Genomic DNA, 21,259 nt, shown 5'->3' with positions numbered 1-21,259 from the left:
CTGGATTGGATTGGGGATTTTGGGGGCGCTGCCCCCTCGGCCTGGTGGCCTCACCCCTGGAGTAGTTTTGAAAAGATGAAGGGGGCTGGCGCATGAGGGTCACCTGTCCGAATTGCGGTGAGCGGGATCGCCGGGAATTTTACGTCAAAGGGGCGGCCCTGGTGCGCCCGGGCGCGGATGCGCCGGTGGAGGCCTGGCATGAGCATGTCCATATGCGCGACAATCCGGCCGGTGACGTGCATGAGTTGTGGTATCACGAAATGGGCTGTGGGGCCTGGCTGAATGTGTGCCGCAATGTTGTGAGCCATGAGGTGGTGTCAGCTGTGCTGGCGGCGGGATCTGATCTGGGGGGTGCGCGATGAGAGTTGCGGGTAAGGGCCTGTTGGCGGGCGCCAAGCCGGTCACGTTTTCCTTCAATGGCCGTCATCTGGTGGGGTTAGAAGGCGATACGCTGGCCTCGGCCCTGTTGGCCAATGGGGTGCATTTGGTGGCGCGCTCGTTCAAGTATCATCGGCCGCGCGGTATTCTGACAGCGGGCAGCGAAGAGCCCAATGCGCTGGTGACCATCGGGTCAGGGGCGCAGAGTGATCCTAATATTCGCGCCACGAGCCAGGAGATTTTTGAGGGTCTGGAGGCGCGAAGCCAGAATTGCTGGCCCTCGGTTGAGCATGATATCCAGGCGGTTAATGATCTGGCCTCGCCGGTTTTGGGGGCTGGGTTTTACTACAAAACCTTCATGTGGCCCGCCAAGTTCTGGGAAAAGATCTATGAGCCGATTATTCGCAGGGCGGCAGGCCTGGGCGCTTTGTCGGGGCAGGCGGATCCGGACCCGTGTGAAAAGGCCTATGCGTTTTGTGATCTGCTGGTGATTGGATCTGGTCCTGCCGGCTTGATGGCGGCACTGACAGCGGGGCGCGCCGGGGCGGATGTCATTCTGGCCGAAGAGGATGCCAGCATGGGCGGTCGCCTGCTGGGTGAGGTGGAGCAGATTGATGGCCTGTCCGGCGTAGACTGGGTGGCACAGGTGCTGGCCGAGCTGGAAAGTCTGGACAATGTCCGGCTGATGCCGCGGACCGCTATTACAGGGGCCTATGATCAGGGCACCTATGGTGCGCTGGAGCGAGTGGGGCATCATCAGCCGCGTCGCGCTGACCTGCCGCGCGAGTGTTTCTGGCGCATTGTGGCCAAGCGGGCTGTGCTGGCGGCGGGGGCGATCGAACGTCCGATTGCGTTTAAAAACAACGACCGCCCTGGCATTATGACCGCCAGCGCTGTGCGGTCTTATCTGAACCGCTGGGGGGTAGCGCCGGGGCAGCGGGTGACGCTGTTTGTCAATAATGATCAGGCCCATGACACTGCGCGCGATTTGGTGCAGGCGGGCGTGCATGTGGCGATGGTGGTGGACAGTCGCCATGATGCGCCGGACAGCGATCTGTACCCGGTGATGAAGGGGGCGCAGGTCTGTGACACTGGCGGGCGCAAGCGGATCGACAGCATCACCGTGCGCTCGGTCCAGGGCGAGGAGCGCATTCAGACGGATTGCTTGGCGATGTCAGGGGGGTGGAACCCAACCTTGCATTTGACCTGTCACTTAAACGGTCGGCCACAGTGGAACCGTGATATCTATAGCTTTGTGCCAACACCGGGCACCGTGCCGGGACTGACCTGTGCCGGAGCCTGCAATGGTGAGTTTTCGACCATCGGCGCCCTGCGGGAAGGGGCCGAGGCTGCCAGCCAGGCGCTGGAGGATCTGGGGGTGAAAGCATCCAAACCGGATCTGCCAATTGCCGGTGACGCGCCTTACAATATTACCGCGCTCTGGGCGGTGACGGGCAAGGGCCGGGCCTGGCTGGATTTCCAGAACGATGTCACCGTCAAAGATGTGAAACAGGCCGCCGCCGAGAACTTCCGCTCGGTCGAACATATGAAGCGTTACACGACGCAAGGCATGGCCACCGATCAGGGTAAGAACTCAAACGTGGCGGCGCTGGCGGTGCTGGCGGACGCCACCGGGCGCGGCATTCCGGAAACCGGAACCACGACGTTCCGGCCACCGTTTGCGCCGGTGTCTATTGCCGCCATGGGGGCGGGGGCTGCCGGGGCAGGGTTCAAGCCACAGCGCTTCCTGACCTCGCATCTGGCCAGCAAGGAACTTGGCGCGCCAGCGATCGAAGTGGGGTTGTGGTATCGCTCCAGCTATTTCCCAACAGCCGGGGAAAGCAATTGGCGTCAGTCCTGCGACCGCGAGGTCGGACTGGTGCGCGAGGCTGTCGGGATTTGCGATGTCTCGACATTGGGTAAGATCGACATTCAGGGGCCGGATGCCGCGAAACTGCTGGATCTGGTCTATACCAACACTTTCAGCACGCTAAAGCTTGGCCGGGTGCGTTACGGTCTGATGCTGCGCGATGACGGCTTTGTTATGGATGATGGCACCACCGCGCGGTTGGGTGAGAACCACTATGTGATGACCACTACCACTGCCGCCGCTGGGCAAGTGATGGCGCATCTGGAGTTTGTGCAGCAGGTGATGCGACCCGAGTGGGATGTGCAGATTACCTCGGTGACCGAACAATGGGCGCAATTTGCCATTGCCGGGCCCAAATCGCGGGAGCTGCTGAATGGCATCCTGGGCGATCAGATCGATGATGCCAGCTGGCCCTTTATGGCCTGCGGTGCGGTTGATGTGCTGGGCGTTTCGGGGCGGTTGTTCCGGATCTCGTTCTCGGGCGAGATGGCCTATGAACTGGCGGTGCCTGCACGTTTCGGCGATGCGCTGTTTCGCGAGTTGCTACAGCGCGCCAAGACCCTAAAAGGTGGCGCCTACGGCATGGAGGCGCTGAACGTATTGCGCATTGAAAAAGGTTTCCTGACCCATGCCGAGCTGAACGGCACCGTCACCGCCTTTGATTTAGGCATGCAGGGCATGGTGTCGAAAAAGAAAGACTGCATCGGCAAACCGCTGTCGTCGCGCCCCGGTCTGATGGCCGAGGACCGCGAACGGCTGGTTGGGCTGAAACCTATTGGTGCGGTCAAACAGCTGACCGCCGGGGCGCATCTGTTCAATCCTGATGATCCCGTTGAGCGGATCTATGATCAGGGCTATGTCACCTCAGCCGGGTTCTCGCCCACGCTGGGTCACTCGATTGCGCTGGGCTTTTTGAAGAACGGCCCAGATCGCATTGGCGAAGAGGTGCGGATGGTGGACCATATGCACGGTATTGATGCGCTGTGCGAAGTGGTGAGCCCTGTATTCTTTGATCGTGAAGGAGGCCGTGCCCGTGGCTGATCTGATTGCACTGACACCCTGTGACGGGCTGCTGCCCCTGACCAGTGGCAGCCTCACCCTGACCGAAGACTTGCCCACCGCGATGACCTCGGTTGCGCCCTACACCGGGCAGGATGATGCACTAAGCGCGGCGCTGCAGGCGGAACATGGCATGGCTTTTCCGTCGATCGGTCGCAGCACCGGCAAGGCGGGGGGGCGGGCGATCTGGTTTGGCCAGGGCGTGGCGCTGTTGCAGGGGGTGGTTGCGGCACCGGCGCTGGCCGAGTTTGCCGCCCTGACCGATCAAAGCGATGCCTGGGCGGTGGTGCGGCTGGACGGTATCGGGGCAGAGGATGTGCTGGCGCGACTGGTGCCGGCGGATCTGCGCAGCCCGGCCTTCAAACGCGGTCATACGGTGCGGACCGAACTGGCGCATATGCAGGCCTCGATCACCCGGATTGGCGCGCAGGCCTTTCAGGTGATGGTGTTTCGATCCATGGCCCGCACCTTGGTGCATGATCTGAAGGTCGCGATGGCAGCGGTGGCGGCGCGGGGCGACATTTGATGTGGGCCAGTGTGAAATGATGTGGGCCTGTGTGAAATGATGTGGGCCTGTGTGAAAACTGGTTCCCACTTGGTGGCCTGCGCTTTAGTCTGACGGGGTCCAACTGATTCACCGGAGCTGCAAGATGAAGACCCTGACCGCGCTAAGTGCCGCCCTATTGTCCGCTGTTCTTGCGGCCCCCGTACTGGCGGCCGATACACCCGAGGAAAGCTGCGGCTATCAGGCCGACGTGGTTTCCGCGATCCAACAGGCACGGCGGGACCGGGTCAAAGAGCGCCAGCTTAGCGAAACGATTATCGCCGCCGAGCCGGAGTGGCCGGAAAACTACAATGCTGCCATTCCGCTGATCGCGCCCTGGATCTACGAACAAAAGATGAAGGTGATCCGCAACGAAGATCTGGGTGCAGTGTGGAACGAACGCTGTCTGGAACAGATCCAGTAAGGCACTACCTTTCCTTCACTCGCGCTGATCCACTTCCACCGGAACCGCACTGAAATCACGCAGAAACCATACTGTGGGCTTGGAAGTGCGACCCTTAACTGGCACATTACTCTTATGTCACTGCCCCCCGGATTCCTTGATGAACTGCGCACCCGTGTCAGCCTAAGCCAGGTTGTCGGGCGTAAGGTCATGTGGGATCAACGAAAATCCAATATGGGCAAAGGCGACATGTGGGCGCCGTGCCCGTTTCACCATGAAAAATCTGCCAGTTTCCACGTCGATGACCGCAAGGGATTCTATTATTGCTTTGGCTGTCAGGCCAAAGGCGACGCAATAGGCTTTGTCCAAGAGACCGAAAACGTCGGTTTCATGGAGGCGGTGCAGATGATCGCTGCTGAGGCAGGCATGGAAATGCCCGCCCGCGACCCTCGGGCACAACAGAAACAAGACCGTCGCGCACTTTTGGCGGATGTGATGGAACAGGCGGTGCAGTTCTTCCGCCTGCAATTGAACACGGGTCGCGCGCAGGATTCCCGCGCCTATCTGGAGCGGCGCGGCATGTCGGCGCAGTCGCTGACCCGATGGGAGGTCGGCTTTGCCCCAGACGGTTGGCAAAACTTGTGGGACCACTTGCGCGGCAAGGGTGTCGAAGAAGAACTGATCTTTGGCGCCGGACTGGCGAAACCTTCGACCAAGGGCGGTAAGCCCTATGACACCTTCCGCAACCGCATCATGTTCCCGATCCGCGACGCACGCGGCCGCGCCATTGCCTTTGGCGGTCGGGCGATGGACCCCAACGATAACGCCAAATATCTGAACTCTCCCGAAACCGAACTGTTCGACAAAGGCCGCAGCCTGTACAATCACGCCCCCGCCCGTACCGCTGCCGGCAAGGGGCAGCCCCTTGTGGTGGCCGAAGGGTATATGGATGTGATCGCGCTGGCGGATGGCGGGTTTGAGGCCGCCGTGGCGCCTCTGGGCACCGCCGTAACTGAAAATCAGTTGATGATGATGTGGCGCATCGCGGATGAGCCGATCATAGCCCTGGACGGTGACACTGCGGGCCTGCGGGCGGCAATGCGGCTGATCGATCTGGCGCTGCCGCTGCTGGAGGCCGGTAAATCCCTGCGCTTTGCCATGATGCCCGAGGGCAAAGACCCCGATGACCTGATCCGCAGTCAGGGCCCGGCTGCGGTGCAAAACCTGCTGGACCAGGCAATGCCCATGGTGCGCTTGTTGTGGCAGCGCGAAACCGAAGGCAAAGTTTTCGACAGTCCCGAACGCAAGGCCGGGCTGGACAAAAGCCTGCGTGAAAAAATCAAACTGATCCGCGATCCTTCGATCCGCAAGCACTATGGCGATGACATCAAGGAAATGCGCTGGGCGCTGTTTCGCGGCAACCGCAAGCCGCCTAGCGCAGGTTTTAACCCCACCGGTGGTGGATTTAAGGGCAGCGGCTTCAAAGACGGGGCGCGTGGGAAATGGCGTCCGGGCAAGGCGGTGCCGCAGCAACCGCTGGCCAGCACCAAAAGCTCGATGTTGGCGGCTGCCGATGATCAGGCCGCCATTGCCATGCGCGAGGCGGTAATTTTGGCCAGTGCGATCGCCACCCCGGCAGTGATCGCAACCTTCGAGGCTAATTTCGAACGCATGACCTGCGCCGATACGGACCATGCGGTGATCCGCGATATGATCCTGCGGTACGGGATGGATGCGCCAGATCAGCTGCACGATGAAATACTCTATGCACTGGGGCCCTACGCCCTTGAAAACCTGCATGCGCTTCGCCATGTGGCAATCAGCCCCTGTCTGCGCAAGCCCGGCAACCTGGAGACTGCCACCCTGACGCTCAGTGAAGAATTCGCCAAAATAGAAGCCCGTCTTGGGCTGGACGCCGAACTTGCCGAGGCCGAAGAAGATCTCAGCGGCCTTGCAGACGAGGCGGTGACATGGCGTTTGGGGCAAGCCGCCGAAGCCCGAAACAAGGCTGTGCGCAGCGAAAACGAGGACCGCGCGCAGTATGATATAGCGGACAATGGGGCGCGTCTGAACAGGGACGAACGCAACCTTTTGAGCGCGCTAACAGATGGAATCAACTTCTCACGAAAACGCAGCTGAGTCGTTTTCGTAAGGAAGTACTTAAAAAAACCGGTTAAACCGGGTGACGAATCACTCGTTCGGGCTAATGATTCGCCTAGACCGAATCGCCCTTAGCCGTAGTAGGAGCATTGAATGGCCGCCAAAGACACCGAAGATCGCAAGCGTGACGACCAGGAACCTGAAACCTCGCTGGACATGAGTCAGGCGGCCGTCAAAAAGATGATCTCTGAGGCCCGCGAGAAGGGCTACATCACCTATGATCAGCTGAATAAGGTTTTGCCGCCCGATCAGGTGGGCTCGGAACAGATCGAAGACGTGATGTCGATGCTCTCGGAAATGGGCATCAACATCATCGAGGACGAGGAAGCCGAAGAGGAAGAGCAAAAAGGCTCGACCGATCTGGTTACGGCTGATGGGGCGCGTGAAGTTGCCGTTTCCACCGCAGCGTCTGAGAAACTGGACCGTACCGATGATCCGGTGCGCATGTACCTGCGCGAGATGGGTTCGGTAGAACTGCTCAGCCGCGAGGGCGAAATCGCCATCGCCAAGCGGATCGAAGCGGGCCGCAATACGATGATCGCTGGCCTGTGCGAAAGCCCACTGACCTTTCAGGCGATCACCATCTGGCACGACGAACTTCTGACCGAAGACATTCTGTTGCGCGACGTCATCGATCTGGAAACCACTTTTGGCAACACGATGAACGAGGACGGGACGCCTCAGGAAACGGTGGTCGCCCCGGCTGGTGCCGTTAAGGCCGAAAAGCCCGAAGGTGGTAGCCCCGAGCTGGACGCTGACGGCAACCCGATCAGCCAGGACGATGACGACGATGACGAGGACGATCAGGCCAACCTGTCCCTGGCCGCGATGGAAGCCGCGCTTAAGGATCAGGTTCTGACCAGTCTGGAACGGATCTCGTCTGATTATGCCCAATTGTCCGAAATGCAGGACAGCCGGATTTCGGCAACCCTGAACGAAGACGGCTCCTTTACTGCCAAGGACGAGGCGACCTATCAGGCGCTGCGTTCGGAAATCGTTGAACTGGTGAACGAGCTTCACCTGCACAACAACCGTATCGACGCGCTGATTGACCAGCTGTACGGCATCAACCGCCGCGTCATGCAGATCGATGGCTCGATGGTGAAACTGGCCGACCAGGCCCGTATCAACCGTCGCGAATTTGTCGAGGCTTACCGGGGTCGCGAGCTGGATCCAAACTGGCTGGCGGAAATGGGCGAAAAGCCGGGCCGCGGCTGGAAGATGTTCATTGAACGCTCCACCGAAAAGGTCGAAGAACTGCGCGCCGATATTGCCCAGGTTGGTCAGTATGTCGGTCTGGACATCTCGGAATTCCGCCGCATCGTTCAGCAGGTCCAGAAGGGCGAAAAAGAGGCCCGTCAGGCCAAGAAGGAAATGGTCGAGGCCAACCTGCGTCTGGTGATCTCGATTGCCAAGAAATACACCAACCGTGGTCTGCAGTTCCTGGATCTGATCCAGGAAGGTAACATTGGCCTGATGAAGGCGGTGGACAAGTTCGAATACCGTCGCGGGTACAAATTCTCGACCTATGCGACCTGGTGGATCCGTCAGGCGATCACCCGCTCGATTGCCGATCAGGCCCGCACCATCCGTATTCCGGTGCACATGATTGAGACCATCAACAAGCTGGTCCGCACCGGTCGTCAGATGCTGCACGAGATTGGCCGCGAGCCAACGCCGGAAGAACTGGCCGCCAAGCTGCAGATGCCGCTGGAGAAGGTTCGCAAGGTGATGAAGATCGCCAAAGAGCCGATTTCACTGGAAACGCCAATTGGTGACGAAGAAGACAGCCAGCTGGGTGATTTCATCGAGGACAAGAATGCCGTGCTGCCCTTGGACAGCGCCATTCAGGAAAACCTCAAGGAAACCACCACCCGCGTGCTGGCCTCGCTGACACCACGGGAAGAACGCGTGTTGCGGATGCGCTTTGGTATCGGCATGAACACCGACCACACGCTGGAAGAAGTCGGCCAGCAGTTCTCGGTGACCCGCGAACGGATCCGTCAGATCGAAGCCAAGGCGCTGCGTAAGCTGAAGCACCCAAGCCGAAGCCGCAAACTGCGGAGTTTCTTGGATCAGTGATTAGAAGGGCGCCCCACGGGGCGCCTTTTTGTTTGGGAAGGGAATCTGTTGGATCTTTTTCAGGAGTGCTGTGGATCAGTAGCCTATAATAATATTAGGGGGATTAGCTCACAGCGCGAAAATAGAAAAGTGCTTGCGAGAATGTGGTCACTTTATGAGCCATTTGCGGATCGAAATTTCTTATCTGAGTTTGCTCGGCAAACGGACCAGCGTTTCTGGGAGATGTACTTAGCCTATTGGCTATTGGAGGCTGGAAAAAATTTAGTGGTTCGGATGTCCGCTGAGGGTCCGGACATCCTTATTGAAGAAAACGATCAAAGAATTTGGATCGAAGCAATTAGTCCTACTTTTGGCGACGTCTCTAATCCTAATAGTGTGCCGGATACGGTCGATGCTTGTCGACAAGGGATAATGGCAAAAACTCCAAAAACGCAGATAGAGCTGAGAGTTACCGCAGCAGTAAAGGAGAAGAGGGACAAGTTTAGGGGATATCTGAAAAATGGAATTGTATCGAAAACTGACGTCAAACTCATAGCTATCGGCGGGAGTGCGGCTTTCCAACAGGTGCCTGATAACAGGCTTCCATATGCTTTTAGTGCAGTTTATCCAATTGAAGGTTTAGCCTTTTCGGTCCCATCACTGGACAACCCTACGAGTGCGACAATTGGGGTTAATTGCAAACACATTCCGAAAGTAGGTGGTCGTTCTGTTCCGAGAAGTGCATTTCTCAGTCCTGAATATAGCGATGTTTCTGGAATAATTTGGTCTAGTGACTGGATTGGTAGGTTTTCGGACAAGAAACAATCATTTACCTATATTCCAAATTCTACTGCCAGTTTATCACTTCCAGCTAAGTGGGCTAAATGGGCTTCCGAATATATGATTTCTGGAGAAGAAGGCGACTTACAAGTAAGCAGGCTAGTGTAATGGCTCGTTCTTAGCCCGGCACCGCCGGGCCGCGCCTGACCTTCCCCCCGGGAAGGCGCTTTGCACCTCCCCAAGGTCAGACACTGCCCTGTGTGGATATGTCGGTTTCAAAAGAGCGTTTTTAAGGGCTCACCCATTTCGGCCTAGACTGATCCCCGGATCGTTATTGAGACGGCTTCAGCTCTCACTGTCAGGCACTGCCTCTTGTGGGACGACCCGACCTTTCCAAGCCCCGCCCGATATGTCACCATCCGCCAAAACTATTAGGAGCCCCAAATGTCCCTTTTGAAAAAACTCTTCGGTGGGTCCAGCGCGGCGACCCCCAAGGCCCCTGAGCCTGAAATGTACAATGGGTTCGCTATTTTCCCCGACCCCCTTGCCGAAGGTAAGGGCTACCGCCTTGGGGCGCGGATCGAGAAAGAGATCGGGGGCGAGTTGAAAATCCACAAGCTCATCCGGGCGGATACCTTCAGTGCCAGCGATGCTGCTGCCGAGGCCGCGATCCAGAAAGCCAAGCTCGCGATCGACCAGATGGGCGACCGCATATTCGGCTAAGCGCGCCAGGCAGGTCCGGGCGATGTTAACCATTTGCTAACGCGCTGCATTGCCCCACAGCTTATCGGCCTCTAGGCTCTCCCCAGTGGAGGTGTGCATACACCAAGGGGAAAACGATGTCTGCAAATTCAAACCTGAACGAGGCGCTTGGCGTTTTGGGGGAAAAACTTCAGTCCTTGAACGCGATGGTGTTGGCCAACCAGTTTATGGTCGATGCCCTGCGCGATCACGACGTGAAGCTGAAAGCCCTGGATGCCGAGACAGCGCGCTCTTTCTTACGGCAGCTCGCCCGCAAGACATTTGGCGAAGACGAGACCAAGCAGGACGTGCTGGCCCTTATACTGGACGCCATGGCGCCGCGGCAATCGGCGGATATCATCCCGTTTCCAACCCGATAATCACGCCCCCTCGGTTCTGGTTCTTCAATCTGATGTACGCTATCCTGAGTGGCAACTGCGCCAAATAGGATGATCCCCATGCTCCGCACCCTAATGACCAGCCTGTCTCTGTCCCTGATCGCTCCGGCGGCATGGGCGCAGTGTCAAAACGGTGCCGAGCTGTTCTCCTGCACGTTTTCCCACGGCAAGAAAGCCGTCCATATCTGTCAGGATGGCGCTGATTATAGCTATGCTTACGGCCGGATAGGGCAGGTGCCTGATCTGTTTTTGCTGCGTGGCCTTGATGAACTAGACTTCACCCCGTGGACAGGGATTGGCCGCTATTACGGCGAAGATGTCCGGTTCTTCAACAAATCGGTGAGCTACCTGATCAGTTTCAGCGTGGACCGGCTGTCCGAGGATGCCGTGGCCGAAGGACAGCTTTCGGTACATGAAGAGGGCAACCGTCTGGCGCTGCTGATTTGTGATACCGGCTCGGTACGGATGAACCTAACGCCGCTGGCAAACGCCTGGTATGATGCCGGGTTGCAATAGTCATCTCTTCCTTTAGGCGAGGTTTTGCCCGAAGAGCCATAGGTGACAGGTATTAGGCTGGCGCAGCAGCACAACCCGCGTATGATGGGGCCAGGCTACCACGCCAAGTTGGCGTATTACATATTGGTTTCAGATGATAAAAGCTCTTTCCACATTGGTTCTTTGTGCAGCTGCGGTGTCGGCCTGTACAAGTGAAGTCAGCAATTTCAAAAGCTTGAAGTATGGTGCACGCGCTTATCCGCACGACGGTGTCGTGTTTGAGGTAGCGCCTCAATTGGGAAGTACGCGGTCTGCCTATTGGTGTGCAGGGTCTGAATATGCGCGCCGCTATCTGGGGGCAGGATGGCAAACACCATTCTACATTGTTCGTGGCCTTGGCACGGGCGAGGTCTCGGGCCGTAAGGATACCGTTCTATTCTCGCTTGATCCGGGTGGCTCTCAGGTCCAGCCGCGTGGCATTATAGGGACCACGTCCTTCAGTGTTGGCAGCGCTATGACCGTGCAGGGTGGCGATAGTCACTGTGACCCATTTTTGCTTGGCCAGTTCTGAGCTTTGTAATTCGGGACGTCCGGCTGATGTGATGGCGGTGGTGCAGGCAAGGTCTTGTGATGGCATTGGTGTTGAAAGGCCGGATTGGAGATAGATGGTGCAACGGATATTTAGGTCATTAGCAGTTGTCAGCGCCTGTTCGTTGGCTCTTCCCGTGATGGCGCAAGAGTTCCAGGCGACAAACTCGCTCTATGTCAACAGGGTCGATCAAAACGTCATTGAAGTCATAGGCCGGCCTGGTGCGAACAAGGACGATTACTGGTGCGGGATCGGTGACTATGTGCGGCGTGTCGAACGGGCCCCTTGGAAGACCAAGATCTACGTCGTCAGCGGCATCGGTCGTGGGGTGACAACAGGGGCCAGGGATGCGGTGACATTTACACTGAAGCCAGAGGCGATCGGCCTTGAACCCTATGAGGCCAGCTATATCAGCGATATTCTAAAAGTAGGTTATTCTCGTTCATTGACCTTTGCGTTTGACCGCTGTCACCTGCGGCCTGGTTTTTACAGTTTACGATTTGGGGTGTTCTGACGGCATGCAAGCTCTGTTTCAGATCGCAACACAGGGTCCAGGACTATATGAATTTACTGATCGCGCCCAAACTTGGGTCGCGGGACTGGATCGCCAAAACGGGCTTCTGACACTGTTTGTGCAACACACCTCTTGCTCACTTTTGATCCAGGAAAACGCCGACCCCGAGGTGCAGGCGGATTTGCAGGCGTTTTTCCACCGACTTGTGCCGCCCAGTACTGATCCATCGATGCATTATCTGCGCCATACATATGAAGGTCCCGATGACATGCCCGCGCATATCAAGGCGGCCATGATGCCGGTCAGCCTGTCGCTGCCGGTTCACCAGGGGAGGATTCTGCTGGGCACCTGGCAGGGGATCTATTTATTTGAGCACCGCACAGCGTCACATCAGCGTAATGTCGTGGCTCATCTGACCTGAAGGCGCCTGTGACAGCGCCTATATAGGGGCGTGAATATCCCCCTACCCAAATCCTAGCGTCTGGCCTATAACTGTGGATAACTACGTGGAACTCCGTACAAATTATGGTCGAGTTGATTGAGAGGATTTGTTTATGCGCTGTCCGTTTTGCGGGAATGTTGATACTCAAGTAAAGGATTCCCGGCCCGCCGAGGATCACGTCGCAATCCGGCGGCGGCGGTTTTGCCCGGCTTGTGGGGGACGTTTTACCACCTATGAACGGGTGCAGCTGCGCGACCTCGTGGTGATCAAGTCAAAGGGCAAACGCGAAGATTTCGACCGCGATAAGCTAGAGCGCTCCATCCGTATTTCGATGCAGAAACGCCCGGTTGATCCGGACCGGATTGATCAGATGATCTCGGGCATTGTGCGACGGCTGGAAAGCATGGGCGACACTGATATTCAATCCAACCGGATTGGTGAGATCGTGATGGAGTCGCTGGCCCGCATCGACACCGTGGCCTATGTGCGCTTTGCCAGTGTCTATAAGAACTTCCAGGCGGCCGATGATTTTGAGGATTTCGTTCATGAATTGCGGCCAATGGTGCCGCCAGAAGAGTGAGCGATACTGACACCCGGTTTATGGCATTGGCGCTTAGTCTGGGGCGGCGAGGTATGGGGCTGTGCTGGCCCAACCCGGCGGTGGGTTGTGTGGTGGTTCAGGGCGGGCGGATTGTCGGCCGTGGCTGGACCCAACCGGGCGGGCGACCGCATGCCGAAACGGTTGCGCTGGCCCAGGCTGGCGCGCAGGCCAAAGGGGCCACGGCCTATGTGACGCTGGAACCCTGTTCACATCAGGGCAAAACGCCCCCCTGTGCGCAGGCATTGATAGAAGCAGGTATCAGCCGTGTTGTCGCGGCGATCGAGGACAGCGATCCCAGGGTCTCGGGCCAGGGGTTCGAACAGTTGCGGCGCTCTGGAATTGACGTCAGAACTGGCGTGATGGCCGAACAAGCAGCCCGAGACCACGCCGGATTTTTTCTGAGAACAGAGCAGGGTCGCCCCTTGGTGACGCTGAAACTGGCCAGCAGCTTTGACGGGCGTATTGCCACCAGCACTGGCCACAGCCAGTGGATTACCGGCCCCGAGGCGCGGCGGTCGGTGCATGCTATGCGGGCCCGCCATGACGCGGTGATGGTCGGCGCAGGCACAGCGCGGGCGGATGATCCGTCGCTGACGGTGCGTGATCTTGGGGTTGCGCAACAGCCGGTGCGGGTGGTGATCTCGCGCCATCTGGATCTGCCGCTGCTCAGCCAGCTGGCCCGCACCGCCAAGGACGTGCCGCTTTGGCTGTGTCATGGCCCAGGGGCCGACATTGAGCGGCTGAAGGCCTGGGAGGGGCTGGGTGCCAAGCTCTTGCCCTGTGCGGTGCGTGGCACCCAGGTGGACGCTGCCGATATTTTGCAGCAATTGGGCAGTGCCGGGCTGACACGGGTGTTCTGCGAAGGCGGCGGTGCGCTGGCGGCATCCCTGCTGGCCGCTGATCTGGTGGATGAATTGATCGGCTTTACTGCCGGTCTGGGCATCGGGGCCGATGGTCTGCCAATGATTGGGACGTTGGGTTTGACCCGGTTAGAGCAAGCGCTGCGGTATCAGTTGATTGAAACCCGTCAGGTGGGTCAGGACGTTGAACATCGCTGGACACGGTCGCTGCGCTGACCTGAGCGACCGCTCTTTTGTCATGGGGCTTATCGCCACAGATGCGCATAGGTCGCCAACAGCCCCTGCAATTTCGACAGTGCCCGGTTGGCTACTCCCGGATGCGGGATCTCGCCGTTTTGCAACCGGCGCACGGCCACCTCAACGGGGCAGGGCAACCCGGTGACCGGATCACAATAGCGCGGGTAATCGATCAGTGCGGCATGCACCAAGCCCAGCAGACTGGGCCGCGCCTGGCGTCGCTTGGGTTGGGCCGACAGATCCCGCGTCAGCCCCCAGCCGGAATAGAACGGCGCGCCCAATGTGGTCACCTGGACACCGCGCAACAATGCCTCGAACCCCATCAGCGAGGTCATCGTCCAGAGCTCTCCAACCTGATCAAACATCGCAATGGGATCGCTGTTATGGGCCACCACATCGGCCAAACCTTCGGCGGCGATCTCACCACTGCGCAATCCGGCCTCAACGTCCGGGTGGGGTTTATAGATGATAACCGCATCCGGATTGGCCGCCCGGGTGGCGCGCAACAGGTCCAGGTTGGTCTTGACCTTGCTGGCACCTGTCAGGATCGAGGCATCGTCTTCGACCTGTCCGGGCACCAGAATACGGCGCCCAGCGGGCAGGTCCGGGGTCTCGCCACCCAGGTTGTATTTCGACAGGCTGGACTGGACCAGACTGCGCAACAGATCCTCGGCGCGCCGTTCCTGTGTCTCGGTCAGGCGCACCCGTAGCGCGATCAAGTCTTCAAGGTCGCTGGGTTGGGTCGGGTCGTAATAGATGCCCTTCCGGTCGGTGACCAGGGACAGCGGCGGCACCAATTCGGCGCCCAGCCCGCGCGAGCGCAGAAAGCCATCCTCGATCCGGGTGGCACCCTGATGGTCGCCGCCAGCCTTGCCCGCCCAGACCATCCAGTTGCGGCCACTGGCCTGCGCCTTGGCGGCATCCTCGGTGAATAACACCTTCTTTTCAGTACCAAACATCCTTTGCAGCGGGTGCCGTTTCCACAGGCGCATCCCCGACGCGGCCCAGCCATGTCGGTCCTGACGCCAGGCGTGGACCTGTGTTTCAAGGTTGTCGAGCACGGTTTCCAGCTCGCACAATTGATCGCGAAACGGGTCGTACCAGGTCGGATAGAGGAACATGGTCGCGGCACATAGCTGCTGCCGCGTCAGCTGACGCTGGCGTCGGGCCAGCGGGAATTCATCCTGGGTCAACCCCCAGCCGGCATAGAAGGGCTGGCCAAAGATGCGCGGCTTATGGCCCGCCAATATGGCCTCGAACCCCATCTGCGAGGACACGGTATAGACGCCTACAGCGCCGTCCAGCAGCTCCCACGGGGACACGGCGTCGCCCAGCAAGGTGATGCGATCATTGGCATCCTCAGGGCCGTAATGGCCGGGACGATAGCCCTGCGATGTTTCCGGGTGGGTTTTGATAACGATACGCGCGCCGGGGTTTTCCTCTTGCGCAAAGACCAGCATCTCCAGGAACCGGGCCCGGTCTGCACCGCTGGCCACCACCGAGGCATCGCCCCGGGCCTGATCCACCACCAGCACATAGCCGGGTTTGGGGACCGGGGCAAAAAGGTCGAAGGCGTTGTATTTGCTCAGCTGCACTTCGGTCAGTCGCGACACCGCATCGCGGGCGCGCCGCATCAGGGCGCTGTCATCCAGAGGTGCAGTTGCCAGCATTTGCTCCAGATCGGACCGGCTGGCCGGATCGAAATGCACGCCCGAGCGATCCAGCTGCAATCCCACCGGCGGCTCGCCCGCGCGTCCCGGATGGATCGAGCGCAAAAACGCATCCTCGACCCGCAGCAGGCCAACGTCACGGGACTCGGCAACGCGGCGGCCCCGATGGGCGGTGGGTGAGTTGCCCCAGATGCCAACCAGATCCTGCGGCCCGGGCAGGCCCAGACGGATATCATACCCGGCCAGATGCAGAATGCGACGCAGGCGTTTCTGGGTGACAAAGCCACCGTTATAAACAAACAGCCGGGAGCGAGTGCTCCCGGCCGCGTGCCTGTCATCAAAGCTGGTCATCTTAGGTCAGCCACCAACCAGAGTGCTGACATTCGCCAGTGGTGTCAGCGGGCTTGCCAGCAGCGAAATGGTCTTGGTCCACTGGGCATAAGGGGCCTCGGTCACATAAAGCGTGTCATCATCGCGGATGACAAAATCGCGCGCAATGAATAACCCGTTGGGTTGGGTCAGGTTCAGCACATAGACCAAGCGCTGCGCGCCTACCAGATCATCCCGGCCCAACACCTGACCGGCGATTTCTGCCGGTTCGTTGCGCAAAATGAAGACGCCAGTGGGATCCGAGGAGGTTGAAATCAGACCGCCCACCTGGGCGATGGCTTCAAGCGCCGACAGATCCTGGCTTTCAAAACGGACGCGGGCCTGGGTGCTGGTGGCCCCCAGCGCGGTAAACGAGCGGCTGTCTTCCTCGACCAGAATCCGGTCGCCGCCACGTAGGGCGATGTCCAGTTCCGGGTGATCATACAGGTCCTGGAACCAGATCTTGCCCTGTTCATTGCCACGGATCACGGTGACCTGGGCAATTTCTGACTGGATCGTCACCCCACCGGCCTGCGCCAGCATGGTTGCCAATGTACGGGTCGGACGCTGGATTGGATAAACGCCCTGCGCCCCAATTGCGCCAATCAAGCTGACAGTGGACCCGTCACCGGCCAGTCGGCGCACCTGCACCTGTGGATCGGGGGTCTGGTCTTCCAGTTTGGCAGTGATGGTCTTGCGCAACTGATCCGGCGTATTGCCCGAGGCCCGCACCCGGCCCGCATAGGGCACAAAGATGAAACCGGCGCTGTCGACCTGAACTTCTTCCAGGATGGTCGAATTGGCAGCCTCGCCTGCCAGCAAGCCATCGTCGACGTTTTCCCAAATGGTCAGGCCCAACACGTCGCCGGGGCGAATGGTGTCTGATGTCAGCTGGCCCGCCGATTGAAAGGCGCTGGAAAAGCCAAGTGCCGGCACCACCGCAGTGGCGCGGGTGACCCGGTCGTTCACCGACACGATAAAGGAGTCACCTTCTTTCTGGACCGATCCAGCAAAAATCTGACGTTTGTTAGGCCCCACTTGAGGCAAGCCACATGAGGCCGCAAGCGCGAGCGCAGCCAGCATAGCGATGGGGCGTGCCCACCGAAAGGGAACGGAATTCACTGCTCGGTCTCCTCGACCTATTATTGTTCTGCCTCAGTCTTTTTTTGCCAAACTATCGGAAAGCGGAACAAAAATCCAGTGCTGCAACAGGGTTGGCCTAGTTCACGACGCGCAACTGTTGCCGTGGGGCCGCTGTGCCGGATTTCAGTGCGTCATAGGGGTCATCCCGCGACAGCATCATGTCGACCACTTGCCGCAACAGCTGACGCCGACCTTTGCGCGAATAAAACCCGCCGGGCAGCTGTGATGTTTCCAACAGATAGCGGCGATAATCTTTGTAGGCCCGGTTGTCAGGTCGCGAGGCCGTGGCAAAGAATTCGGTCAGGGGTTGCGTCGAGACGAATTCTGGTTTGGCATAAACCGCATGGCCAAACACCTTCAGGGGAATGCCACGCCACAATACCTGTTGCCCGGCAGTAGAATTGACGGTCACCGCGGTGCGGGCCTCGTTCAACAACTGCGCCAGTTTGCCGCCGCGCACATAATGCACCCGATCCGAAATGCCATGTTCCCGGGCCAGCCGCTTGACCTCACGCCGGATCGGCACCCGGCCATCTTCCAGGGGATGGGCCTTGACCACCAGATGATGGTGCCGCGGCGCCCCCCTGGCAAACCCTTCGACGATCACGGACAGAAAGTCGGTCATGGTGGAAAACGGCGAGTGTTGCTGGAACGAACTGTCATGCTCCAGCTGCAGCAAGGCCAGATGATAGGGAAAGCCCCCATTGCGAATACGCAGGGTTGCAAGTCTGCGCTGCACCGCCAGTCCGGGCATCAGCAGCAACCGTTTCAGATAAAGCTGGAATTCTTTGGTGACCGAAATTGACCGATGCGGTTTGAAGCCTTTGTATTTGCGGTTCCGGAACATCACAAACCAATGATACAGGGCCCCGTAGAATATATGCTGGCGCATATCGCCCCAATGGGACGGTGGCAGTGGCGCCTCCATATCGGACAGCTCCAGCGCCTTTTGCATATCCGGGATTGTCATCTCCATCAGCTTGGAGTTGCCGTTTGAGCCGCCGCGTTCATAGGTCACCCAATAGGGCCGCATATAGCCTTCCTCAAAGACATGCACGCGGATGCCGCGGGTCTTGGCCTCGGCCACAGCCAAAGCGTGGATCGGTCGGGTGTCACCATAGAGCACAATATCGGTGACCTGATGGCTGTCGAACAGGGCTTCAACGGTTTTGGGCCAGTCTTCCGCGTTGCCTTGATAGGGGATATAGCTGGCCGGATTGAACCAGAACGCATGATCGCCCGCATTGAAGCCCACCCGCCAGACATCACATCCGGCCGCGCGCAGCATTTTGCCCAGCGCGTTGAAAAACGGTCCATGGGGTCCCTGAAGGAACAGAAATACGCGTTTTGTGTTAGCTTCAATCTTCATTTCGGGGCTCATACTAACCAGATGGAGTAACGTTTTCGATAACGCTTTACTGCGGCGAAACTAAGTCCAGCCCATGGCATTTGGCAAGGTCCAGCGGTTCTGGGCTTGTGCATATTGGGTGCACTGGCTACCAGTTTTACAACAGTTTTCAGGCCAACAAGGGGCGCGTTATGTTCACAGGTATCATCACCGATGTCGGCACAGTGACCGAGCTGCAGCAAGACGGCGACCTGCGCGCTCGTATCCAGACCAGCTATGACACCACAGGCATCGATATCGGTGCCTCGATTGCCAGCGATGGGGTCTGCCTGACAGTGATCGCGCTGGGGGACGACTGGTACGACGTCCAGATCTCGGCTGAAACCATCTCCAAGACCAATATCGGCCGCAATGGATGGCACGACGGCAAGCGGGTCAATCTGGAACGCGCCCTGAAAGTCGGTGACGAGCTGGGTGGCCATATCGTGTCGGGCCATGTGGATGGTGTTGCCGAGGTGGTTGAGATGGTTGAAACCGGCGACAGCACCTGCGTCACCCTGCGTGCGCCCGAAGCTTTGGCCAAGTTCATCGCGCCCAAGGGCTCGGTGGCGCTGAACGGGACGTCGCTGACGGTGAATGATGTGCGCGGCTGTGATTTCGACATCAATTTCATCCCGCACACCAAAGAGGTGACCACTTGGGGTGACGTCAAACTGGGCGACCAGATCAACCTGGAAATCGACACGCTGGCCCGCTACGTGGCGCGGTTGGGTGAATTTCAGTGAGGGCGAGCCTGCGGGCTAAAGCCATCGCGGTTTGTGACAAGAAGATCAGCCAAAAGGGCGAGGGCGTCGGCCTGTCGTTCTACGCGTTCTTTGCCAACAAAAACGACGATCCTGCGTTGCTGATGGAGGCCGCCACATGGTGGATTCAAACCCATGCGCTGGATCATTTTGAAAAGGCGACCAAAATCCGGATGATGATTGCCGAAGGGCAGTAGGCCGCTGTTTTTGACCCTGTCGGGTCCGCCCAATTTATATGCGGCTGCGGCATATAAATTGGGCATTTCTCATAACGCGATCTTAGGCAAAGGCCCGTGCCAGCGCCTGTTCCAAATCATAGATAAGATCGTCAGCGTCTTCGATCCCAATGGACAGGCGCAACAATTGCGGATGCACAGGGAACCCTTAACCGGACACGGTTTTACGGTGCTCGACAAGGCTTTCGACACCGCCAAGTGATGTTGCCGGATAAAACAACTCGCAAAAACGTGTCACGTCGATGGCATTTTTCTCGGTCCCTTTGATGATGATCGACATCATGCCGCCGAATTGTCCGTCGGTCTGGCGTTTGGCAACCTCGTGGCCAGGATCCGAGGCAAGACCCGGATACAGCACGGTTTCAATGTGAGGATGGCCATCAAAATGCGTCGCGATTGCCATCGCATTTTTGCAGGACCTCTCGACACGCAGGAAAAGCGTGCGCATGCCACGGATCAGCAACCATGCGTCTTGGGAATGCAGGACGGTCCCCTGGAGCTTGCGCACCCAAAAGATGTCTTCCCAAAACTGCCCGACCTCTTTGACCGATAAAACACCTGCGGTTATGTCTGAATGCCCGTTGAGATATTTGGTGGCCGAGTGAAACGAGAAGTCTGCCCCCAGATCAAGGGCACGCGTCATTGTGGGCGGCGTGCCTGTGCAGTCGGCAATCAGTTTTGCACCTGCGTCCTGGGCAATGTCCGAGGCCGCCGCGATGTCGGTCACCTCCCAATTCGGGTTGTTTGGTGTTTCCACCCAAACAAGCTGGGTTTCCCCTTTTCGAACCGCAGCAGCCATCTCTTCCAGATTACCAGCGGTGTAGTAGCTCACAATGATACGTTTGTTTTCTTCGTACTTTTGAATTTGCTGCAAGACACCGTGGTACATCACCTTGGGGACAACGACATGCGCGCCGGTCGGCAGGTGTTCAATCACCGCCGTGCAGGCTGACATGCCCGAGGAGAACAGCAATGATTCCTGTGCATTCTCAAGCTCGGCGATGATGGCTTCGGCATGTGCCGTTGTTTGGCTGCCATCGCGGCGATACCAATAGGGCTTACGCACCTCGTAATTTTCATCGCGCGCATAGGTCGCCGCCGGTTGGATCGAAGGCACCACCGCGCCAGTGTCTGCTTCCACAAAGTGCAACGCCTGCGCAACGCGGGTGACAATGGACTGCTTGCGATTGCTCTGATCAGACATGATCTTATTTCCTTACCTTCGATGTGCTGTATTTAGCGGGCGTCTTTCGGTGGCGATCTTTACGAGGGACACCAAGCAACGCAAGCAGCTATTTGAGTGCTTGCGGCACACGGGGATGGTGTTCGCTGTGCAGGCATTCGGGCGAGGCGCAGTAAGGGCTGCGTTTTCACCCTGTGGACTGGTGTATTGCGAGCCCAAAGTACGGATTCAACGGTGCAACCGCCGCCCTCCCGGTTTTGCAAAAGCGCCTGTTGTTGCTGCCTCTGCGTGCGCCCAGGTGAGGCAGGATTAATCCCTCTGCACCACAATCCCCACCAATCGCGATTGCCGCCGGGACTATCACCCCCGGCACAG

General features: G+C 58.5%; 20 protein-coding genes and 1 pseudogene. 17 read left to right on the top strand and 4 right to left on the bottom strand.

Annotated elements, in window-relative coordinates:
* Window positions 1-92 precede the first annotated feature (92 nt).
* The 15 genes from EBB79_RS14515 (at window position 93) to ribD (ending at window position 14,111) form a co-directional block, all read left to right on the top strand.
* Entirely contained in the window at window positions 93-362 is a 270-nt protein-coding gene (locus EBB79_RS14515) for a sarcosine oxidase subunit delta (protein ID WP_127749552.1), read from the top strand.
* Window positions 359-3,289 (top strand): sarcosine oxidase subunit alpha family protein, encoded by a 2,931-nt coding sequence (locus EBB79_RS14510; RefSeq protein ID WP_127749551.1) that lies wholly within the window; start codon window positions 359-361, stop codon window positions 3,287-3,289. The genes EBB79_RS14515 and EBB79_RS14510 overlap by 4 nt, the downstream gene beginning before the upstream one ends.
* Window positions 3,282-3,833: a sarcosine oxidase subunit gamma gene (locus tag EBB79_RS14505; protein ID WP_238704917.1), complete on the top strand. Its 552-nt coding sequence runs from the start codon at window positions 3,282-3,284 to the stop codon at window positions 3,831-3,833. The genes EBB79_RS14510 and EBB79_RS14505 overlap by 8 nt, the downstream gene beginning before the upstream one ends.
* Before the next feature lie 124 nt (window positions 3,834-3,957).
* Entirely contained in the window at window positions 3,958-4,275 is a 318-nt protein-coding gene (locus EBB79_RS14500) for a hypothetical protein (protein WP_127749550.1), read from the top strand.
* Between the two features lie 114 nt (window positions 4,276-4,389).
* A complete protein-coding gene (dnaG, locus tag EBB79_RS14495; RefSeq protein WP_127749549.1) occupies window positions 4,390-6,393 on the top strand; it encodes a DNA primase in 2,004 nt (667 codons plus the stop codon).
* 114 nt (window positions 6,394-6,507) lie between these two features.
* Window positions 6,508-8,496, top strand: a complete 1,989-nt coding sequence (gene rpoD / locus EBB79_RS14490; RefSeq protein WP_127749548.1) for an RNA polymerase sigma factor RpoD — start codon at window positions 6,508-6,510, stop codon at window positions 8,494-8,496.
* A 48-nt stretch (window positions 8,497-8,544) separates the two neighbouring features.
* On the top strand, window positions 8,545-9,423 hold the full coding sequence (locus EBB79_RS14485; RefSeq protein ID WP_127749547.1) for a hypothetical protein: 879 nt from the start codon (window positions 8,545-8,547) through the stop codon (window positions 9,421-9,423).
* Window positions 9,424-9,699: 276 nt separating this feature from the next.
* Window positions 9,700-9,978 (top strand): HlyU family transcriptional regulator, encoded by a 279-nt coding sequence (locus tag EBB79_RS14480; RefSeq protein WP_127749546.1) that lies wholly within the window; start codon window positions 9,700-9,702, stop codon window positions 9,976-9,978.
* A gap of 116 nt (window positions 9,979-10,094) precedes the next feature.
* Entirely contained in the window at window positions 10,095-10,376 is a 282-nt protein-coding gene (locus tag EBB79_RS14475; RefSeq protein WP_127749545.1) for a hypothetical protein, read from the top strand.
* A gap of 78 nt (window positions 10,377-10,454) precedes the next feature.
* The gene (locus tag EBB79_RS14470; RefSeq protein WP_127749544.1) at window positions 10,455-10,910 is read left to right on the top strand and encodes a hypothetical protein; all 456 of its coding nucleotides are present in this window, start codon (window positions 10,455-10,457) and stop codon (window positions 10,908-10,910) included.
* A gap of 133 nt (window positions 10,911-11,043) precedes the next feature.
* On the top strand, window positions 11,044-11,460 hold the full coding sequence (locus EBB79_RS14465) for a hypothetical protein (protein WP_127749543.1): 417 nt from the start codon (window positions 11,044-11,046) through the stop codon (window positions 11,458-11,460).
* Window positions 11,461-11,557: 97 nt separating this feature from the next.
* Window positions 11,558-11,992, top strand: a complete 435-nt coding sequence (locus tag EBB79_RS14460; protein WP_164860819.1) for a hypothetical protein — start codon at window positions 11,558-11,560, stop codon at window positions 11,990-11,992.
* Window positions 11,993-11,996: 4 nt separating this feature from the next.
* Window positions 11,997-12,413, top strand: a complete 417-nt coding sequence (locus tag EBB79_RS14455; protein ID WP_127749541.1) for a secondary thiamine-phosphate synthase enzyme YjbQ — start codon at window positions 11,997-11,999, stop codon at window positions 12,411-12,413.
* Window positions 12,414-12,546: 133 nt separating this feature from the next.
* Entirely contained in the window at window positions 12,547-13,014 is a 468-nt protein-coding gene (nrdR, locus tag EBB79_RS14450; protein WP_127749540.1) for a transcriptional regulator NrdR, read from the top strand.
* A gap of 20 nt (window positions 13,015-13,034) precedes the next feature.
* A complete protein-coding gene (gene ribD / locus EBB79_RS14445) occupies window positions 13,035-14,111 on the top strand; it encodes a bifunctional diaminohydroxyphosphoribosylaminopyrimidine deaminase/5-amino-6-(5-phosphoribosylamino)uracil reductase RibD (protein WP_127751015.1) in 1,077 nt (358 codons plus the stop codon).
* 29 nt (window positions 14,112-14,140) lie between these two features.
* Here ribD and EBB79_RS14440 read toward each other — a convergent pair whose 3' ends face one another.
* The 3 genes from EBB79_RS14440 to EBB79_RS14430 all read right to left on the bottom strand — a co-directional run bounded on the left by EBB79_RS14440 (window position 14,141) and on the right by EBB79_RS14430 (window position 18,683).
* Window positions 14,141-16,153, bottom strand: a complete 2,013-nt coding sequence (locus tag EBB79_RS14440; RefSeq protein WP_127749539.1) for a capsular polysaccharide biosynthesis protein — start codon at window positions 16,151-16,153, stop codon at window positions 14,141-14,143.
* A 6-nt stretch (window positions 16,154-16,159) separates the two neighbouring features.
* Window positions 16,160-17,293 (bottom strand): polysaccharide biosynthesis/export family protein, encoded by a 1,134-nt coding sequence (locus tag EBB79_RS14435; protein WP_127749538.1) that lies wholly within the window; start codon window positions 17,291-17,293, stop codon window positions 16,160-16,162.
* A gap of 97 nt (window positions 17,294-17,390) precedes the next feature.
* Window positions 17,391-18,683 carry a capsule biosynthesis protein gene (locus EBB79_RS14430; protein ID WP_127749537.1) on the bottom strand — a complete coding sequence of 431 codons (1,293 nt, stop codon included), beginning with the start codon at window positions 18,681-18,683 and terminating at the stop codon, window positions 17,391-17,393.
* A 170-nt stretch (window positions 18,684-18,853) separates the two neighbouring features.
* On the opposite strand from EBB79_RS14430, the gene EBB79_RS14425 reads away from it, so the two are divergent.
* Entirely contained in the window at window positions 18,854-19,447 is a 594-nt protein-coding gene (locus tag EBB79_RS14425; RefSeq protein ID WP_127749536.1) for a riboflavin synthase, read from the top strand.
* Window positions 19,444-19,662 carry a DUF6500 family protein gene (locus tag EBB79_RS14420; protein WP_127749535.1) on the top strand — a complete coding sequence of 73 codons (219 nt, stop codon included), beginning with the start codon at window positions 19,444-19,446 and terminating at the stop codon, window positions 19,660-19,662. Before EBB79_RS14425 ends, EBB79_RS14420 begins: the two co-directional genes overlap by 4 nt.
* A gap of 82 nt (window positions 19,663-19,744) precedes the next feature.
* On the opposite strand, the pseudogene EBB79_RS14415 reads toward EBB79_RS14420, so the two are convergent.
* Window positions 19,745-20,905 (bottom strand): annotated as a pseudogene (locus EBB79_RS14415) (trans-sulfuration enzyme family protein).
* Window positions 20,906-21,259 lie beyond the last annotated feature (354 nt).

Source organism: Parasedimentitalea marina, assembly GCF_004006175.1.
Lineage (GTDB): Bacteria > Pseudomonadota > Alphaproteobacteria > Rhodobacterales > Rhodobacteraceae > Parasedimentitalea > Parasedimentitalea marina.
The sequence above is the reverse complement of the archived record's forward strand: the minus strand, read 5'-3'. Positions and strand labels throughout refer to the sequence as shown.

Excerpts from the sequence above, each read along its gene's own strand:
- EBB79_RS14515 (WP_127749552.1), top strand. The coding sequence starts at position 93 with ATGAGGGTCACCTGTCCGAATTGCGGTGAGCGGGATCGCCGGGAATTT.
- EBB79_RS14510 (WP_127749551.1), top strand. The coding sequence starts at position 359 with ATGAGAGTTGCGGGTAAGGGCCTGTTGGCGGGCGCCAAGCCGGTCACG.
- EBB79_RS14500 (WP_127749550.1), top strand. The coding sequence starts at position 3,958 with ATGAAGACCCTGACCGCGCTAAGTGCCGCCCTATTGTCCGCTGTTCTT.
- dnaG (WP_127749549.1), top strand. The coding sequence starts at position 4,390 with ATGTCACTGCCCCCCGGATTCCTTGATGAACTGCGCACCCGTGTCAGC.
- rpoD (WP_127749548.1), top strand. The coding sequence starts at position 6,508 with ATGGCCGCCAAAGACACCGAAGATCGCAAGCGTGACGACCAGGAACCT.
- EBB79_RS14480 (WP_127749546.1), top strand. The coding sequence starts at position 9,700 with ATGTCCCTTTTGAAAAAACTCTTCGGTGGGTCCAGCGCGGCGACCCCC.
- EBB79_RS14475 (WP_127749545.1), top strand. The coding sequence starts at position 10,095 with ATGTCTGCAAATTCAAACCTGAACGAGGCGCTTGGCGTTTTGGGGGAA.
- EBB79_RS14470 (WP_127749544.1), top strand. The coding sequence starts at position 10,455 with ATGCTCCGCACCCTAATGACCAGCCTGTCTCTGTCCCTGATCGCTCCG.
- EBB79_RS14465 (WP_127749543.1), top strand. The coding sequence starts at position 11,044 with ATGATAAAAGCTCTTTCCACATTGGTTCTTTGTGCAGCTGCGGTGTCG.
- EBB79_RS14455 (WP_127749541.1), top strand. The coding sequence starts at position 11,997 with ATGCAAGCTCTGTTTCAGATCGCAACACAGGGTCCAGGACTATATGAA.
- nrdR (WP_127749540.1), top strand. The coding sequence starts at position 12,547 with ATGCGCTGTCCGTTTTGCGGGAATGTTGATACTCAAGTAAAGGATTCC.
- ribD (WP_127751015.1), top strand. The coding sequence starts at position 13,035 with ATGGCATTGGCGCTTAGTCTGGGGCGGCGAGGTATGGGGCTGTGCTGG.
- EBB79_RS14440 (WP_127749539.1), bottom strand. The coding sequence starts at position 16,153 with ATGACCAGCTTTGATGACAGGCACGCGGCCGGGAGCACTCGCTCCCGG.
- EBB79_RS14430 (WP_127749537.1), bottom strand. The coding sequence starts at position 18,683 with ATGAAGATTGAAGCTAACACAAAACGCGTATTTCTGTTCCTTCAGGGA.
- EBB79_RS14425 (WP_127749536.1), top strand. The coding sequence starts at position 18,854 with ATGTTCACAGGTATCATCACCGATGTCGGCACAGTGACCGAGCTGCAG.